Here is a 15863-nt window from a genome sequence, read left to right on the forward strand (position 1 = left end):
ACCTGTATCACTGGCGCGGCGGTGAACCCAGGGGCGCGAGGTGGGATCTCAGCAAGCGTGAACACAACGATGCGCACCCTCCTCGCCGGCGGCACCGCCGCCGCCGCGCTGCTGGCCTCCGGCGTCGCCGCGCACGCGGCCACCACCGCGACCGCCACCGGCACCGCCACCGCCACCGGCACGGCGAGCCAGGCCGCCACCGCCTACCCGGCGTACAAGAAGCCCGCGATCTTCGGCACGAGCTTCCAGGCCGACCCCGGCCACGACTTCACCAAGGGCATCCACTCCCGCCACAACGGCATCCTGCGCGGCTGGATCACCGACGTGCGCGACGGCGTCGCCGAGTACGAGCCCATCAAGTGGAAGCGGTCCAAGACCACCGAGGGCTACTTCGTCGGCCCGCCCGAGGGCGACGTGACCGCCTACGCCTCCCCGATCGCCAAGGACGTCGTGTTCCTGTCGGCCTACGGCTGCAAGCCGACGATGGCGGCCATGACCGTCGACCGCAACACGGGCCTGGGCGCCAAGCGCTGCCCCGCGTCCGTCCTGGTCAAGCGGCACGACAAGCAGCGGCAGCCGTCGCTCATCACGGTGCACCAGGGCAAGATCGTCAAGGTTCAGGAGATCTACACCCCGTGATCCCGGCTCCGCGCTTCGCGGGGGCGGGCGCGGACCTGGTAAAACCCACCCAGCAAATCTGGCAAATGGGACGTCCGCCGGAAAACACCTGTGAAGATCTCTCCCGATCGCCGATCCGTGGGCATAGTGTGAGGTGATGGATCGTCGCATCTTCGGGCTGGAGAACGAGTACGGCGTGACCTGCACGTTCAGGGGACAGCGCAGGCTGTCCCCCGACGAGGTCGCGCGCTACCTGTTCCGGCGGGTCGTGTCCTGGGGCCGATCGAGCAACGTCTTCCTCCGCAACGGCGCACGTCTCTACCTCGACGTGGGCAGCCATCCTGAGTACGCAACACCCGAGTGTGACAACGTCATCGAACTCGTCACCCACGACAAGGCGGGCGAGCGCATCCTTGAGGGCCTTCTCGTCGACGCCGAGAAACGCCTGCGCGAAGAGGGCATCGCGGGTGACATCTATCTGTTCAAGAACAACACCGACTCGGCCGGCAACTCCTACGGCTGCCACGAGAACTACCTGGTGGGCCGGCACGGCGAGTTCGGCCGCCTGGCCGACGTGCTGATCCCGTTCCTGGTGACCCGGCAGATCGTGTGCGGGGCGGGCAAGGTGCTCCAGACGCCGCGCGGCGCCGTCTACTGCGTCTCGCAGCGGGCCGAGCACATCTGGGAGGGCGTCTCCAGCGCCACCACCCGGTCCCGGCCGATCATCAACACCCGCGACGAGCCGCACGCCGACGCCGAGCGCTTCCGCCGCCTGCACGTGATCGTCGGCGACTCGAACATGAGCGAGACCACGATGCTGCTCAAGGTCGGCGCGACCGACCTGGTGCTGCGCATGATCGAGGCCGGCACGGTGATGCGCGACCTGTCCCTGGAGAACCCGATCAGGGCCATCCGCGAGGTCTCCCACGACATGACCGGCCGCCGCCGGGTGCGCCTGGCCAACGGCCGGGAGGCCTCCAGCCTGGAGATCCAGCAGGAGTACCTGTCCAAGGCCCAGGACTTCGTCGACCGGCGCGGCGGCGACGCCATCACCCGCCGGGTGCTGGAGCTGTGGGAGCGCACGCTGCGCGCGGTCGAGACCGGCGACCTCGACCTGGTCTCGCGCGAGATCGACTGGGTGACCAAATACCAGCTGATCGAGCGCTACCGCAAGAAGTACGACCTGCCGCTGTCCTCGCCCAGGGTGGCCCAGCTCGACCTGGCCTACCACGACGTCCACCGCAAGCGCGGCCTGTTCTACCTGCTGCAGAAGCGCGGCTCGGTCGAGCGGGTGGCCTCCGACCTGAAGATCTTCGAGGCCAAGTCGGTGCCGCCGCAGACCACCAGGGCGCGCCTGCGCGGCGAGTTCATCCGCAAGGCGCAGGAGAAGCGGCGCGACTTCACCGTCGACTGGGTTCACCTGAAGCTGAACGACCAGGCCCAGCGCACGGTGCTGTGCAAGGACCCCTTCCGCAGCGTGGACGAGCGCGTCGACAAGCTCATCGCCGGCATGTGAGGGAACGGCCGGGGCGTGGTGTTTACCTCGGCCCTACCTCGATGTCGGGTAGGGTGACGCGAATCTGACGTCTTTTCCGAGGGAAGTCCATGCGCCGCGCTCTGGCCGTACTGGCAGCCGTGCCTTTGATCTTCGTCGCCGCCGCGTGCGGCGACACCGACGCCGGGGCGAACGGAGGCGCCGCCACCAGCACCGACTCGGCCGGGCTCACCGTCACCGGGAACGTGGGCGTCAAGCCCACGGTGACCTTCCCCGCCGGCTCGCCGGCGACGAAGTCCTCCTACAAGGTGATCCAGCCGGGCACCGGCCCCGAGGTCAAGACCGGCGACAAGCTGATCGTCAACCTGACCGTCTACAACTGGGACGGCAAGGGCAACGCGATCCAGGGCTCCTCCTACGACACCAAGCAGCCCGAGACCGTCCCGGTCAACGAGCAGCTGCCGCAGGTGCTGCGCGACGGCTTCACGAAGGTCAAGCACGGCGGCCGGCTGCTGGCCGTGCTGGCCAACGACTCGGCCCCGGCGGGGCAGGCCACGGCCGGCGCCGAGCCGACGAAGGTGTTCGTGCTCGACGTGGTCGGCGCCCGGCCCCCGGCGCTGAAGGCGGCCACGGGCAAGGAGACCGGCCAGACCCTCAAGGGCGTCAAGGTGGTCAACCCGGGTGGGGAGAAGGCCCCGACGCTGACCACCAAGACCGGCGAGAAGCCGTCCAAGGAGCTGGTGGTCAAGACCATCATCGAGGGCACCGGCGCCAAGGTGCAGCCCACCCAGACGCTGACCGTCCACTACACGGGCAAGATCTGGGGCACCGACAGCCAGTTCGACTCCAGCTGGGAGCGCGGCGAGCCGGCCGAGTTCCCGCTCGCGAACGTGATCCAGGGCTGGCAGAAGGGCCTGGCCGGGGTGCCGGTCGGCAGCCGGGTCGTGATGAGCATCCCGCCGGACCTCGGCTACGGCGACCAGGCCCAGGACAAGATCCCCGCCAAGAGCACGCTGGTGTTCGTGGTCGACGTGCTGGCGGCCTCCTGACCGGGTGATCTCCTGACGGGCCGTCCGACGACGCGGTAGCATCTCGTGGCCCGGTGGCGTCTCGCCGCCGGGCCACTCCGTCGTGGGAGGGCAGATGCGCCGCCGTACGATCGTGCCGTCGCTGGCGTCGCTGCTGCTGCTGGCCGCCGCCTGCACGGGCCCGACGGCCGGCGGGACCGCGCCCGAGGCGGCGGCGAAACTCGACCTGAAGGTGGCCGGCGCGTTCGGCGCCCGGCCCACGATCGTCTTCCCCGCCGGCCGGCCCGCCGCCGACCTCCAGGTCGACGAGCTGACCACGGGCGGCGGCGACCGGCTGGGCGACGACGACGTCGCGGTCGTCCAGTACACCGCGCACGTGTGGGACGGCCGTGACAACCGCCTGGTCGACTCCAGCTTCAACCGGGGCGCCCCGGCGGCCTTCCCGGTGGGCTCGCTGCTGCCGGGGCTCGGCAGGGCACTGCGCGGCCGTACGGTGGGCAGCAGGGTGCTCGCGGCCGTCCCGCCCGACCAGGGCTTCGGCGCCACCCCGCCGCGTGGCGTCGGCCCGGCCGACGACCTGGTCTACGTCGTGGACATCCTGGGCGCCCACCGCAAGGGCGCCTCGGTCGAGGCGGCCGGCGGGTCGCTGGCCGGCGTCCGGGTGACCGGCGGCGAGCGGCCGAAGGTGTCGATCCCGGCCGCCGCGCCGCCGCGCGCCTTCACCGCCAAGGTGCTGCGGCGGGGGAGCGGCAGCCCGGCGCGGGCCGGGCAGCTCCTGGTCACCCAGTACGAGGGCGCGATCTGGGCCCGGCGCGAGGTCTTCGACGCCACCTGGTCCACCGGCCTGCCGAAGGCGTTCCGGATCGGCGACGGCACCGTGATCAAGGCATGGGACAAGGCGCTGGTCGGGGTGCCGGTCGGCAGCCGGGTGCTGATGGTCGTCCCGCCCGCCTACGGCTACGGCCCGCCGGGCCATCCCGCGTACGGGATCAAGGGCTCCGACACCCTCGTGTTCGTCGTGGACGTCCTGGCCGCCTACTGAGGCTCCGTAGACTCCGGCTGTGAGCAGTGACGACGACCTGCAGGCGCTCGGCCTGCTGCACGACCCCGTGCGCCGCAGCCTGTACGAGGCCGTGACGGCCGGCGGCGGCGACGTCGGCAGGGGCGAGGCCGCCGAGGCGGCCGGCGTGTCCAGGACGCTGGCCGGCCACCACCTCGACAAGCTGGTCGAGGCCGGGCTGCTGGAGAGCGGCTTTCGCCCCCAGGACAGGAAGGGGCCCGGCAGCGGCCGTCCGGCCAAGGTCTACCGCAGGGCCAAGGGCGAGCGCACGGTCAGCCTGCCCCCGCGCGACTACGCCACGCCCGCCTCGGTGCTGGCCGACGTGGTGGAGCTGCTCGGCGCCGAGGAGCAGGCCGAGCAGGCGGCCCGCCGGGCGGGGGCGCGCATCGGCAGGGGGCGCGGCGGCGAGCCCGTCGACCGGGTGCTGCGCGAGCGCGGCTACGAGCCCTACGACGAGGGCGGCGCGCTGCGGCTGCGCAACTGCCCCTTCCACCTGCTGTCGCAGGAGCAGCCGCTGCTGGTGTGCTCGATGAACCTGGCGCTGTGCCAGGGGCTGCTGGAGGGCATGGGCGAGGACCCGGGCAGGGCGCGGCTGGATCCGCGGCCGGGGGAGTGCTGCGTCTCGCTTTCTAAAACAAATGAAGATTGACATAGAAGCCATGAGAGTGATGTGCTGAGCCCCATGCATCTGGCCCAGCTCAACGTCGCGCACCTGCGCGCGCCCATCGACGCCCCCGAACTCGCCGAGTTCGTCGCCCTGCTCGAACCCGTCAACGCCGTCGCCGACGAGGCCCCAGGCTTCGTGTGGCGGATGAAGGAGAGCGAGAGCGACCCCACCGCCACCGTCGTGCACGGCTACGGCGACCACCTGCTGATCAACTTCTCGGTGTGGGAGTCGCTGCAGACCCTGTGGGACTTCACCTACCGCAGCGTCCACCTGGGCGTGCTGCGCCGGCGCAGGGAGTGGTTCCTGCGCGTGGCCGAGCCGTACATGGTGATGTGGTGGGTGCCCGAGGGGCACATCCCCTCGCTGGCCGAGGGCATGCGGCGGCTGGAACGCCTCAGGACCGAGGGGCCGAGCCCCGAGGCGTTCACGTACAAGGACTCCTACGACAGCAGCGAGGCCGCCAGCCTGCCCGCCGCCGCCGAGGTCAGGAAGTAGGGCAGGTCCTCCTCCAGGCCCCTGCCCATGGTGGACAGCTTCACGGGCGCGGCGCGCAGCGCCTCGTGCAGGCCGTCCACCGGCACCGGCACCAGCCGGTGCCGGGCCGCCAGCGGCCCGGCCTGCTCGCGCACCCGCTCGCCGAACGCGCCGGGCAGCCGCGGCACCGCCACGTCGGCCGGCGAGAGCGCGACCCGGCCGTAGGCGGTCAGCGAGTGGTGGGAGACGCCGACGTGCCGCTCGCGCGCGTCGCCCTCGCTGACCCGCAGCGCCGCCACCGGACGGCCGCCCAGCACCCCGGCGGCGTTGACCGCCTCGCCCGCCGCCACGCCCGAGAAGCCCCAGCGGGTGCCCGTGCCGAGGTTGCCCGGACCCTGCGTGACGATCGCCACGTCGGCCCGCAGCACGTGCCTGGCCGCCAGCAGCCCGGTGTGGACGGTGACCGTCTCGACGTCGCCGCCGAACGCCTGGCCCGTCGTGACCACCCCGGCCAGCCAGCCGGTCTCGCGCAGCCGGGCCGCCGACATCGAGAACCAGGCGGGCAGCGCGCCGCCGTCCTGCATCACGTACGCCACCCGCAGGCCGGGGGCGCCGTCGTACAGGCCGGACAGGATCGGGGCCAGCGCGGAGTGCAGATCGGCCACGATCACCGGCATCCCGGCCAGGTCGTCGGCCTCGCTCAGGACGTCGTGGAACGGCGAATCCTGCTCGTCGGCGCCCAGCACCGTGGCCTGCAGCGGCGTGTAGCGGGCCTTCACCAGGTGCCCCGGCCCCGCCGGATCTTGCGGCAAACGGTTCGGGACGGCCACCACCATGGCGTAACCTCCCGTACCGAGACCCATCGCGAGTGCGGTCGTGTTGAGCAGCACCTCGTCACCGGGTTCCGGGCGGCCCACCAACGGGGGGTAGGCCAGTGCCCGGCACTCACCTTCGGGAACGGCGACGTCCAGCTCCACCGCTCCCGGCCACTCGCGTCGGATCCGGACAACCTCGCCCTTGCGCCATCTGATCACGGGGGCAGGGTAGCGTCGATGAAGGAGGAGTGAGGCAGATGTCGCGCCGTAAGACCGAGCGGTTGCTGAATCTGGTGATCTGCCTGCTCGCCACCCGGCGCCCGCTGTCGGCCGAGCAGATCCGCCAGGCGGTTCCCGGCTACGACCGCGACGGCGACGAGGCGTTCCAGCGCATGTTCGAACGCGACAAGAACGAGCTGCGCGAGATCGGCATCCCCATCGACGTCGTGCGCGACCCGTGGGAGGACGAGCCGGGCTACCGCATCGACCCGCAGTCCTACGAGCTGCCGGAGATCACCCTGGAGGCCGACGAGGCCGCCGTGCTGGGCCTGGCGGCGCAGGTGTGGCAGCGGGCCAGCCTGGCCGAGGCCGCCTCGGGGGCGCTGCTGAAGCTGCGCGCCGCCGGCGTGGCCACCGACGAGCCGGTCGGCGGCCCGATCGGCGGCGGCGCCCTGGAACTGCGCGTCGACACCCGCGACCCGGCCTTCCCCGCCCTGTGGGACGCCGTGCGCGACCGCCGCGTGGTGCGCTTCGACTACCGCGCCTCCGGCAGCGAGACCGTGCGGGCCCGCACCGTCGAGCCGTGGGGCGTGGTCAGCCGGCGCGGGCGCTGGTACCTGGCCGGGTTCGACCGCGACCGCGCCGCGCCGCGCGCCTTCCGCCTCAGCCGCATCGCCGGACCGGTCACCGCGCTCGGCCGCCCCGGCGTCGTCGAGGTGCCCGACGGGGTCGACCTGCGGGCCATGGTCGGCTTCCCCGAGGAGCCCGTGGACGAGCGCGTCGCCGTCATCCGGGTGCGCCGGGGCGCCTGCGAGGGCCTGCGCCAGCTCGCCAGGGCCGTGCACCCGCGCGAGGACGGCTGGGACGAGGCCGAGCTCGCCTTCGCCGACCCCGAACGCCTCGCGGGCTGGATGGCCAGCCTCGGCGCCGACGTCGAGGTGGTCGGGCCGCCCGACGCCCGCGAGGCCGTCATCCGCCGACTGAAGGGAGCCCTGGCATGAGCGGTTCGGCTGACCGGCTGCCCCGGCTGCTGGCGCTGGTGCCGTACCTGATGTCCCACCCCGGGGCCCAGGTCGGCGAGGTCGCCGAGGTGTTCGGGCTGAGCGAGAAGCAGCTCATCGACGACCTGCAGCTGGTGTGGATGTGCGGCCTGCCCGGCCACACCCCCGGCGACCTCATCGACGTCTCCTGGGACGGCGGCGAGATCATCATCGACAACGCCGAAACCATCGCCCGGCCGCTGCGGCTCGGCATCGACGAGGCCAGCGCGCTGCTGGTCGCGCTGCGCATGCTGGCCGCCACGCCCGAGCTGGCCGACGTGGCCGCCGGCGACGCGCTGCCGCGCGTGGTGGCCAAGCTGGAGCGCGCCGCGGGCGAGGGCGCGGCCACCGTCAGCAGCCAGGTCGCCGTCGACGTCGAGGCCGCCCCCGACGCGCTCGGCCGGGTGCGCGAGGGGCTCACCGCCCGGCGCCGGCTGTCGCTGCGCTACTACGTGCCGGGGCGCGACGAGGTCACCCCGCGCGAGGTCGACCCGACCCGGGTCGTGGTCGTCGACGGCCGCACCTACCTGGAGGGCTGGTGCTACCGGGCCGAGGCGATGCGGCTGTTCCGGCTCGACCGGGTGCTCGGCGTCGACGTGCTCGACGTGCCGGCCGACCCGCCGGCCGAGGCCGAGCCCATCGACGTCACCCGCGGCGTCTTCCGTCCCTCGCCGACCGACGAGCTGGTCGAGCTGGAGGTCAGCGCCGCCGGGCGGTGGGTGGCCGAGTACTACCCGTGCGAGGAGGTCACCGAGCTCGGTGAAGGACGGCTGAAGATATCGTTGCGGGCGCGTGACGAGGACTGGATCGTCAAGCTGGCGCTGCGGCTCGGCGACACCGGCCGGGTCGTCTTCCCGCCGGCGATGGCCGAGACCGTGCGCGGGGAGGCCGAGCGGGCCCTGGCCCTGTACGCTCAGCACCCATGACGTGGATCTTCTTGGCCGCCGGGCTGGTCCTGGCCGGGCTGGCCGTGCTCGGCGTCGCGGGCGCCAGGGCCGCCGCCGCGGCACGTTCCCTGACGAGGGAGGTCGCCGCGGCGAAGGCGCGTCTGGAGCGGGGACAGGTCAGATTGACGCCCCGGAAGGATGAGACCACGGCCCCTGGGGGCGTACCATCGGGGCTGAAGACCGGCACTCGCTGATAAAGGACGTTTCATGTCGAACCTTGGAGTTCCCGAGCTCCTGATCATCGCAGGCGTGCTCGTCCTGCTGTTCGGTGCCAAGAAGCTGCCCGACGTGGCCAGGGGCGTCGGCAGGTCGCTGCGCATCTTCAAGTCGGAGACCGCCAAGCTCCGCGAGGACGACGACGACACGCCCCACACCACGGCCCACACCACGGTCCAGGCGCAGCCGGCCCCGGCTCCGGCCCAGCAGGCCGCACCACAGCCGATCACCCCCGCTCCCGCCCCGGCCCCCGCCGCCGCCCCGGCGCTCTCGGCCGAGGAGCAGGCCCGCCAGCTCGAGGAGCAGGCCGCCCGCCTGCGCGCCAGCGCCGCCCAGGCCGACAAGCAAGGCTGACCCCCCTTCCTCCTCCTTCACCCCTGGACGTGCGAATGGCGCTGCTCAAACGGTCGAGAGATTCCGGATCGGCCCCCGACCCCGAGGGCCGGATGCCGCTCATGGAGCACCTGCGCGAACTGCGCAACAGGTTGCTCATCTCGGTTCTCGCGGTGGTCGTGGGCATCGTCGTCGGCTGGATGCTGTTCGACCCGGTGTGGGAGGCGCTGCGCGCGCCCTACTGCGAGACGGTGCAGTCGCGCCAGCTCAACGGTCACTGCAGCCTGGTCTACAACGGCATCTTCCAGTCCTTCTTCATCACCCTGAAGGTCTCGGCGATGGTGGGCGTCGTGGTGGCCTCACCGGTCTGGCTCTACCAGATCTGGGCCTTCGTCACCCCGGCCCTCTACCGCAACGAGAAGCGCTACTCGATCGCGTTCCTCGGCCTGGCCGTCCCGCTGTTCGTGTTCGGCGCGGGCCTGGCCTACGTCATCATGGACACCAGCCTCGGCATCCTGCTGAGCTTCTCGCTTGAAGACACCGTCGCGACGATCTCGATCGACGAGTACCTCGACTACGTCCTGATCATGTTGTTGATCTTCGGCGTGTCGTTCGAGCTGCCGCTGCTGCTGGTCTTCCTCAACGTCATCGGCGTCCTGTCCCACGCGGCCGTCAAGAAGCACCGGCGTACGGTGATCTTCGCGATGTTCGTGTTCGGGGCGGTCATCACCCCCGGTGGCGACCCGCTCACCATGATGGCGCTGGCCGCGCCGATGATCATCCTGTACTTCCTCGCCGAGCTCTTCATGTACGTGCGGGAGCGCCGCAGGCCCGCGGGCGAGGACTTCTCGCACCTGTCCGACGACGAGGCCTCGCCGCTGGCGGACGCCCCGTCCGACACCGCGTCCGACACCGCGTCCGACACCGCGTCCGACGCCGAGGATTCCGACGGCGCCCGATAGGCGATAGGTTCCGGGCGTGGCCCCCCAAATCGCCCTGCTCGTCAACCCCGCCGCACGCGGCGGGCGCACCCTGCGACTGCTCGAACCCGTCGCCCGCCGGTTGCGGGCCGGCGGCGCCGAGCTGTCGGTGATCGTCGGCGCCGACGCCGCCGACGCCCTCGAACGTGCCTGCACCGCCGTCGCCGAGCGCCCCGACGCGCTGGTCGCCTTCGGCGGCGACGGGCTGGTCCACCTCGCCGTCCAGGCCGTGGCGGGCACCGACGTGCCGCTGGGCATCATCCCGGCCGGCACCGGCAACGACTTCGCCGCCGCTCTGGGGCTGGCGCGCGACCCGCTGGCCGCGGCCAGGACCGTGCTGCGGATGCGGGCCCGGCCGGTCGACGCGGCCCGCGTACGGGCCGGGGAGTCGGAGGAGCTGTTCGCCGGGGTGCTGTGCTGCGGCTTCGACTCGCGCGTCAACGAACGCGCCAACCGGCGCACCTGGCCGCCCGGCAAGGGCCGTTACCTGGTGGCGGTGGCCGAGGAGCTGCGCGCCTTCCGGCCCATCCCGTTCCGGGTCACCCTCGACGACGGGGAGGTGGTCGAGCAGGAGGCCATGATGGTCGCCGTGGCCAACACCCGCTCCTACGGGGCCGGCATGCGGGTGTGCCCCGACGCCTCGCCCGACGACGGCCTGCTCGACGTGATGATGGTCGGCGCGGTCTCCAAGGGCGAGTTCCTGCGCGTCTTCCCGGGCGTCTACCGGGGCACCCACGTGGGGCACCCGGCGGTGTCGGTGCGGCGGGCCCGCCGGGTCACGCTGGAGGCGGCCGACGTGGTGGCCTACGCCGACGGCGAGCGCGTGGGGCCGGTGCCGGTCAGCTGCGAGATCCAGCCCGGCGCGCTGCGCGTGATCACCTGAGCCACGACCTGAAGGCTGTTCGCCGCGGGCCGAGTCCGCCGGGACGGACCGGAATGGCGATTTCGGTAGGCTGACGGGTATGACAACGCCAGCGGAACGCTACGCGGCCTTCCGTCAGAAGCACGGAGACGACGGAGGGGCGCTGAGATCGTTCCGCGGTCTCTACGACTTCGAGCTCGACGACTTCCAGCTCGACGCCTGCCGGGCCCTGGAGGCGGGCGACGGCGTCCTGGTGGCCGCGCCCACGGGGTCGGGCAAGACGGTCGTCGGCGAGTTCGCCGTCCACCTGGCCCTGGAGCAGGGCCGCAAGTGCTTCTACACCACCCCCATCAAGGCGCTGTCCAACCAGAAGTACAACGACCTGGTCAAGCGCTACGGCACGGCCAAGGTCGGCCTGCTGACGGGCGACAACAGCGTCAACGGCGAGGCCCCCATCGTGGTCATGACCACCGAGGTGCTGCGCAACATGCTCTACGCCGGCTCGGCCACCCTGGCCGGGCTCGGCTTCGCCGTCATGGACGAGGTCCACTACCTCGCCGACCGCTTCCGCGGCGCGGTGTGGGAAGAGGTCATCATCCACCTGCCGGAGTCGGTGCGCCTGGTGGCGCTGTCGGCCACGGTCAGCAACGCCGAGGAGTTCGGCGAGTGGCTGGGCGAGGTGCGCGGCGACACCACGGTCATCGTCGACGAGCACCGGCCGGTGCCGCTGTGGCAGCACATGATGGTCGGCAACCGCGTCTACGACATGTTCATGACCGACGACCTGACGCCGCGCATCAACCCCGCGCTGATGCGGGTGACGCGCGACGCCGAGCGGCTGATGGCCGGGCGGCGCGGGCGCGGCGGCTACGGAAAGGTCCACCGCTCGCGTCCGCCCGACCGCGTCCAGGTGATCGAGAAGCTCGACTCCGAGGGGCTGCTCCCGGCGATCACGTTCATCTTCTCGCGGGCCGGCTGCCAGGCGGCCGTGCAGCAGTGCCTCCACGCCGGCATCCGGCTGACCACCGACCGCGAGCGCCACGAGATCAGGCAGCTCGTCGACGAGCGCACCGCCCACCTGCCCGACGAGGACCTGGCCGTGCTGGGCTACCTGGAGTGGCGCGACTGCCTGGAGCGCGGCCTGGCCGCCCACCACGCGGGCATGCTGCCGGCCTTCAAAGAGGTCGTCGAGGAGCTGTTCACCCGCGGCCTGGTCAAGGCCGTCTTCGCCACCGAGACGCTGGCCCTCGGCATCAACATGCCCGCGCGCAGCGTGGTGATCGAGAAGCTCGACAAGTGGAACGGCGAGACCCACGCCGACCTCACCCCCGGCGAGTACACCCAGCTCACCGGGCGGGCCGGGCGGCGCGGCATCGACGTCGAGGGGCACGCGGTGGTGCTGTGGCAGCCGGGCATGGACCCGCTGTCGGTGGCCGGGCTGGCCGGCACCCGCACCTACCCGCTGCGCTCCAGCTTCCAGCCGTCCTACAACATGGCCGTCAACCTGGTGGGCCAGTTCGGCCGCGAGCGCGCCCGCACGCTGCTGGAGGAGTCCTTCGCGCAGTTCCAGGCCGACCGGGCGGTCGTGGGCCTGGCCAAGCAGCTGCGCAAGCACGAGGAGGCCCTGGAGGGCTACCAGGAGGCCATGACGTGCCACCTGGGCGACTTCCCCGAGTACGCCGCGCTGCGCCGCCGTCTGTCGGACCGTGAGGCCGAGCTGTCCAAGCAGCGCGGCGCGGCCCGGCGCGCGGCCGCCGTGCGCTCGCTGGAGGCGTTGCAGCCGGGCGACGTGATCCGGGTGCCGGGCGGGCGCCGGGCGGGCCTGGCGATCGTGCTCGACCCCGGGCGCAACCCGCGCGGCCACGGCCCGAGCCCGCTGGTGCTGACGATCGGCAAGCAGATCAAGAAGCTCGACCCGGCCGACTTCCCGGTGCCGGTCGAGCCGCTGGAGAAGCTGCGCATCCCGAAGAACTTCAACGGCCGCTCGCCGAAGGAACGCGCCAACCTCGTCTCCACCCTGCTGGCCAAGATCGGCGACCGCGACCTCGGCAAGCCGGCCAGGGCGCGCGACCACTCGGTCGACGACGACGAGGTCAACGAGCTGCGCCGGCGCATCCGCCAGCACCCCTGCCACGGCTGCGACGAGCGGGAGGATCACGCCCGCTGGGCCGAGCGCTACTACAAGCTGCAGCGCGAGACCGAGGGGCTGCGCCGTCGCGTCGAGGGCCGCTCCCACGTCATCTCCCGCACCTTCGACCGCATCTGCTCGGTGCTGGAGCAGCTGGGCTACCTCGACGGCGAGGCCGTCACCGACGAGGGCCGCCGCCTGGGCCGCCTCTACACCGAGCTCGACCTGCTGACCGCCGAGTGCCTGCGCGGCGGCCTGTGGGAGGAGCTCGACCCGGCCGAGCTGGCCGCGTGCGTGTCGGCGCTGGTGTTCGAGTCGCGGCAGTCCGACGACGCACGCCGTCCCAAGGTCCCGGCCGGGCGGGCCCAGGACGCGCTGTCGTCGATGATCCGGCTGTGGGGCGAGCTGGAGGGCATCGAGTCCGACCACGGGCTGTCCACCATCCGTGAGCCCGATCTGGGGTTCGCGTGGGCGGCCTTCCGGTGGGCCAAGGGCCACAGCCTCGACGCGGTGCTGCTGGAGGGCGTGGCGGGCAACGAGCTGGCGGCCGGCGACTTCGTGCGGTGGATCAAGCAGCTGATGGACCTGCTCGGCCAGCTCGGCAACGGGGCCCCCGAGGGCAGCAAGATCAAGCAGACCGCGGGCAAGGCGATGGACGCCATGCGACGCGGCGTCGTTGCCTACTCGTCGCTCACCTGAGGGCTCACCTTGAGGGCTCGCCTGAGCCGCGGGAATGTCCGCGAAGGGCGGGCGGATCCGGCCGGATCCGCCCGCCCTTCGGGTTTTCCGATTGGGTGAGAACCAGTTCTGAGTAGCATCTTTGAGCGTTCCGTGACCGCTATCAGCGGATTTCGCGATTTACGGCGCATTTAAGTGGCCGGCAGCAGTGCCTTTGTGGCCGGGATTCACCGGTCAATTCTCCCTTTAAGTCCACACTTCTGGTGATTTGCGGCGAATTCGTGGGTATCGTCCCATTTGTCGAATGGAACAGCCATACGGGGGAGGAAAACATGGCTAACAACCAGCTGACCCAGCCCGGCTTCCAGGAGTCCTGGCGCTGCCGCCGTCGCCGGTGGTACCGCCGTCGCTGCTGCTACCGCAGGTGGTGGGGCTGGGGGTGGTAGAGCAACCCCGTGAGAGCCGGCGGCCCAGCCGCCGGCTCTCCCTCACGCTCTCCGGCCGTGAACTCGCTCCTGCCGTTTCCATCCGCCGAACCTTTCGCGAGTTCTGGCCGGACACCAAAGGTCTGCGCCGGTTCTTCGCGTGTGGCGTGGTGTTCGCCGTCCTTGCAGCACTCTGCGAGGTCGCCGCGATCCGCCTGTTCGGGCACATCACGGACGACGTGCTCGCCACCCGCGATCTGGACGCCTTCTGGGCGCCCGCCTTCACCTGGCTCGGGCTCGCCGCCTTCGCCGGGCTGACGTCCTTCGTCGGGACGTACGCCACGGCCTACGGCGCGGAACGTTTCCTGCTCGCCCTGCGCGACCGCGTGTTCGCGCACATCCAGACCCTGTCGCCGGACTTCTCGGAGAACCGGCGGCTCGGCGACCTCATGGCCCGGCTGACCGACGACATCCAGGCCATCGAGGAACTGGTCGGCTCCGGCCTGGTCAAACTGTTCACCACCGCGGCCAGCGTGGTGTTCTTCGCCGGCGCCGCCTTCCTCATCCGCTGGGACCTCGCCCTCGTCACGATGGCGCTGATCCCGGCGTTCCTGGTCGTCTCGAAGCTGTTCGCGGCCAGGTTCAGGACGGCGGCGGCGCGCGAGCGGCTCAGCAACGGCGCCATGAACAGCGTGCTGGAGGAGGGCCTGGCCAACCAGGCGCTCGTCCAGGCCTACAACCGGCAGGGGGCCGAGTCCGGGCGCCTGCACGGCGAGGGCCGCCGCTGGCTGCGCGCCAACCTGTCCCAGGCCTGGCTGTCGGGGCTCTACCAGCCCGTCGTCCAGGTCATCGAGACGGTCTGCCTGATCGTCATCATCGGGTTCGGCGCCTGGGAGATCGTCTCCGGACGGCTCACCCTGGGTGGCCTGCTCGCCTTCGCCGCCTACCTGGCGATGCTCTACCCGGCCGTGCAGAGCCTGGGGGAGCTGGCGCTGACGGTGTCGGAGGCGGCGGCGGGATCCGACCGGGTGATCGAGGTCCTGCGCGTCCGGCCGCTCGTCACCGACCCCGAGGGGGCGGTGGCGCTGCCCGGCCGGGCCGAGGGACGGGTGGAGTTCGACGGCGTCGGCTTCACCTATCCGGGACGCACCCGGCCCGCCGTGCGCGATGTGTCGTTCACCGCCGGGCCCGGCGAGCTCGTCGTCTGCACCGGGCCCAGCGGGAGCGGCAAGTCGACGCTGGCCAAGCTGCTGCTGCGGTTCTACGACCCGGAACGCGGGCGCATCCTGCTCGACGGCCGTGACATCAGGGGCCTGACGCGGGAGTCGCTGCGTGCCAACGTGGCGATCCTGCACCAGGAGACGCTGCTGTTCTCGGGGTCCGTACGCGACAACATCGCCTACGGCCGGCCGGGCGCCTCGCTCGACGAGGTGATCAGGGCGGCCGAGGCGGCGGGCGTGCACGACTTCGTCAAGCTGCTGCCCCAGGGGTACGACACCCCGGTCGGGCAGCGGGGCCGGCTGCTGTCCGGCGGCCAGCGGCAGCGGATCGGGATCGCCAGGGCCATCCTGCGCGACGCGCCCGTCCTGGTGCTCGACGAGCCGATGACCGGGCTGGACGACGCCACCGTCGCCCAGGTCATGAAGCCGCTGCGGCGGTTGATGGCCGGGCGCACGACCATCCTCATCACCCACGACCTGCGTCACGTGCCCGAGGGCGCGCGAGCCGTGGAGCTGGAGCCGGTGCCCCGCGAGGAGCGCATCCGGCTCAAGCGCGTCGGCTCGTTCGGCCTCAGGCCGCGGCTGACGACGCCGCCCTGAGCGGCGGGTTCGACAGGTCCCATGCGGCCGCCCCTCCTGGCTCCGGCCAGGGCGGGCG

At 71.9% G+C, this 15863-nt stretch carries 15 protein-coding genes; 14 read left to right on the top strand and 1 reads right to left on the bottom strand.

Going from position 1 to position 15863, the window contains the following annotated elements; translation table 11 throughout:
* Positions 1 to 57: 57 nt before the first annotated feature.
* The 6 genes from ABT158_RS43750 to ABT158_RS43775 all read left to right on the top strand — a co-directional run bounded on the left by ABT158_RS43750 (position 58) and on the right by ABT158_RS43775 (position 5363).
* Positions 58 to 639 carry a hypothetical protein gene (locus ABT158_RS43750; protein WP_352364077.1) on the top strand — a complete coding sequence of 194 codons (582 nt, stop codon included), beginning with the start codon at positions 58 to 60 and terminating at the stop codon, positions 637 to 639.
* 136 nt (positions 640 to 775) lie between these two features.
* A complete protein-coding gene (gene pafA, locus ABT158_RS43755; protein ID WP_125642647.1) occupies positions 776 to 2134 on the top strand; it encodes a Pup--protein ligase in 1359 nt (452 codons plus the stop codon).
* A gap of 119 nt (positions 2135 to 2253) precedes the next feature.
* Positions 2254 to 3162, top strand: coding sequence for an FKBP-type peptidyl-prolyl cis-trans isomerase (locus tag ABT158_RS43760; protein WP_352364080.1), 909 nt, complete (start codon positions 2254 to 2256; stop codon positions 3160 to 3162).
* 94 nt (positions 3163 to 3256) lie between these two features.
* Positions 3257 to 4183 (top strand): FKBP-type peptidyl-prolyl cis-trans isomerase, encoded by a 927-nt coding sequence (locus ABT158_RS43765; RefSeq protein WP_352364082.1) that lies wholly within the window; start codon positions 3257 to 3259, stop codon positions 4181 to 4183.
* 19 nt (positions 4184 to 4202) lie between these two features.
* The gene (locus tag ABT158_RS43770) at positions 4203 to 4850 is read left to right on the top strand and encodes a helix-turn-helix transcriptional regulator (RefSeq protein ID WP_352331511.1); all 648 of its coding nucleotides are present in this window, start codon (positions 4203 to 4205) and stop codon (positions 4848 to 4850) included.
* Between the two features lie 21 nt (positions 4851 to 4871).
* The gene (locus tag ABT158_RS43775; RefSeq protein ID WP_502911618.1) at positions 4872 to 5363 is read left to right on the top strand and encodes a DUF3291 domain-containing protein; all 492 of its coding nucleotides are present in this window, start codon (positions 4872 to 4874) and stop codon (positions 5361 to 5363) included.
* Here the strand turns inward: ABT158_RS43775 and ABT158_RS43780 are convergent.
* Entirely contained in the window at positions 5309 to 6376 is a 1068-nt protein-coding gene (locus ABT158_RS43780; protein ID WP_352364084.1) for a DUF3866 family protein, read from the bottom strand. The genes ABT158_RS43775 and ABT158_RS43780 overlap by 55 nt on opposite strands.
* A 38-nt stretch (positions 6377 to 6414) precedes the next feature.
* Between ABT158_RS43780 and ABT158_RS43785 the strand changes: the two genes are divergently transcribed.
* From ABT158_RS43785 to ABT158_RS43820, 8 genes are all read left to right on the top strand, one after another.
* Positions 6415 to 7377, top strand: a complete 963-nt coding sequence (locus tag ABT158_RS43785; protein WP_352364086.1) for a helix-turn-helix transcriptional regulator — start codon at positions 6415 to 6417, stop codon at positions 7375 to 7377.
* On the top strand, positions 7374 to 8342 hold the full coding sequence (locus ABT158_RS43790) for a helix-turn-helix transcriptional regulator (RefSeq protein WP_352364088.1): 969 nt from the start codon (positions 7374 to 7376) through the stop codon (positions 8340 to 8342). The genes ABT158_RS43785 and ABT158_RS43790 overlap by 4 nt, the downstream gene beginning before the upstream one ends.
* Entirely contained in the window at positions 8339 to 8557 is a 219-nt protein-coding gene (locus tag ABT158_RS43795) for a hypothetical protein (protein WP_352364090.1), read from the top strand. The genes ABT158_RS43790 and ABT158_RS43795 overlap by 4 nt, the downstream gene beginning before the upstream one ends.
* Positions 8558 to 8570: 13 nt before the next feature.
* Positions 8571 to 8933, top strand: a complete 363-nt coding sequence (gene tatA, locus ABT158_RS43800; protein WP_352364092.1) for a Sec-independent protein translocase subunit TatA — start codon at positions 8571 to 8573, stop codon at positions 8931 to 8933.
* Between the two features lie 35 nt (positions 8934 to 8968).
* The gene (tatC, locus tag ABT158_RS43805; RefSeq protein ID WP_352364094.1) at positions 8969 to 9874 is read left to right on the top strand and encodes a twin-arginine translocase subunit TatC; all 906 of its coding nucleotides are present in this window, start codon (positions 8969 to 8971) and stop codon (positions 9872 to 9874) included.
* A gap of 16 nt (positions 9875 to 9890) precedes the next feature.
* Positions 9891 to 10775, top strand: a complete 885-nt coding sequence (locus ABT158_RS43810) for a diacylglycerol/lipid kinase family protein (protein ID WP_352364096.1) — start codon at positions 9891 to 9893, stop codon at positions 10773 to 10775.
* 79 nt (positions 10776 to 10854) lie between these two features.
* Complete coding sequence (locus ABT158_RS43815) at positions 10855 to 13581, top strand: DEAD/DEAH box helicase (RefSeq protein ID WP_352364098.1); 2727 nt, start codon at positions 10855 to 10857, stop codon at positions 13579 to 13581.
* A 574-nt stretch (positions 13582 to 14155) separates the two neighbouring features.
* Positions 14156 to 15805 (top strand): ABC transporter ATP-binding protein, encoded by a 1650-nt coding sequence (locus ABT158_RS43820; protein WP_352364100.1) that lies wholly within the window; start codon positions 14156 to 14158, stop codon positions 15803 to 15805.
* Positions 15806 to 15863: the final 58 nt, after the last annotated feature.

The sequence above is a fragment of the Nonomuraea sp. NPDC001636 genome (assembly GCF_040298265.1).
In the GTDB taxonomy this organism is placed as follows: Bacteria; Actinomycetota; Actinomycetes; order Streptosporangiales; family Streptosporangiaceae; genus Nonomuraea.

Bases quoted from the DNA above. Each gene is read 5' to 3' on its own strand.
- pafA (WP_125642647.1), top strand. From the start codon at position 776: ATGGATCGTCGCATCTTCGGGCTGGAGAACGAGTACGGCGTGACCTGC.
- ABT158_RS43765 (WP_352364082.1), top strand. From the start codon at position 3,257: ATGCGCCGCCGTACGATCGTGCCGTCGCTGGCGTCGCTGCTGCTGCTG.
- ABT158_RS43785 (WP_352364086.1), top strand. From the start codon at position 6,415: ATGTCGCGCCGTAAGACCGAGCGGTTGCTGAATCTGGTGATCTGCCTG.
- ABT158_RS43790 (WP_352364088.1), top strand. From the start codon at position 7,374: ATGAGCGGTTCGGCTGACCGGCTGCCCCGGCTGCTGGCGCTGGTGCCG.
- ABT158_RS43795 (WP_352364090.1), top strand. From the start codon at position 8,339: ATGACGTGGATCTTCTTGGCCGCCGGGCTGGTCCTGGCCGGGCTGGCC.
- tatA (WP_352364092.1), top strand. From the start codon at position 8,571: ATGTCGAACCTTGGAGTTCCCGAGCTCCTGATCATCGCAGGCGTGCTC.
- tatC (WP_352364094.1), top strand. From the start codon at position 8,969: ATGGCGCTGCTCAAACGGTCGAGAGATTCCGGATCGGCCCCCGACCCC.
- ABT158_RS43815 (WP_352364098.1), top strand. From the start codon at position 10,855: ATGACAACGCCAGCGGAACGCTACGCGGCCTTCCGTCAGAAGCACGGA.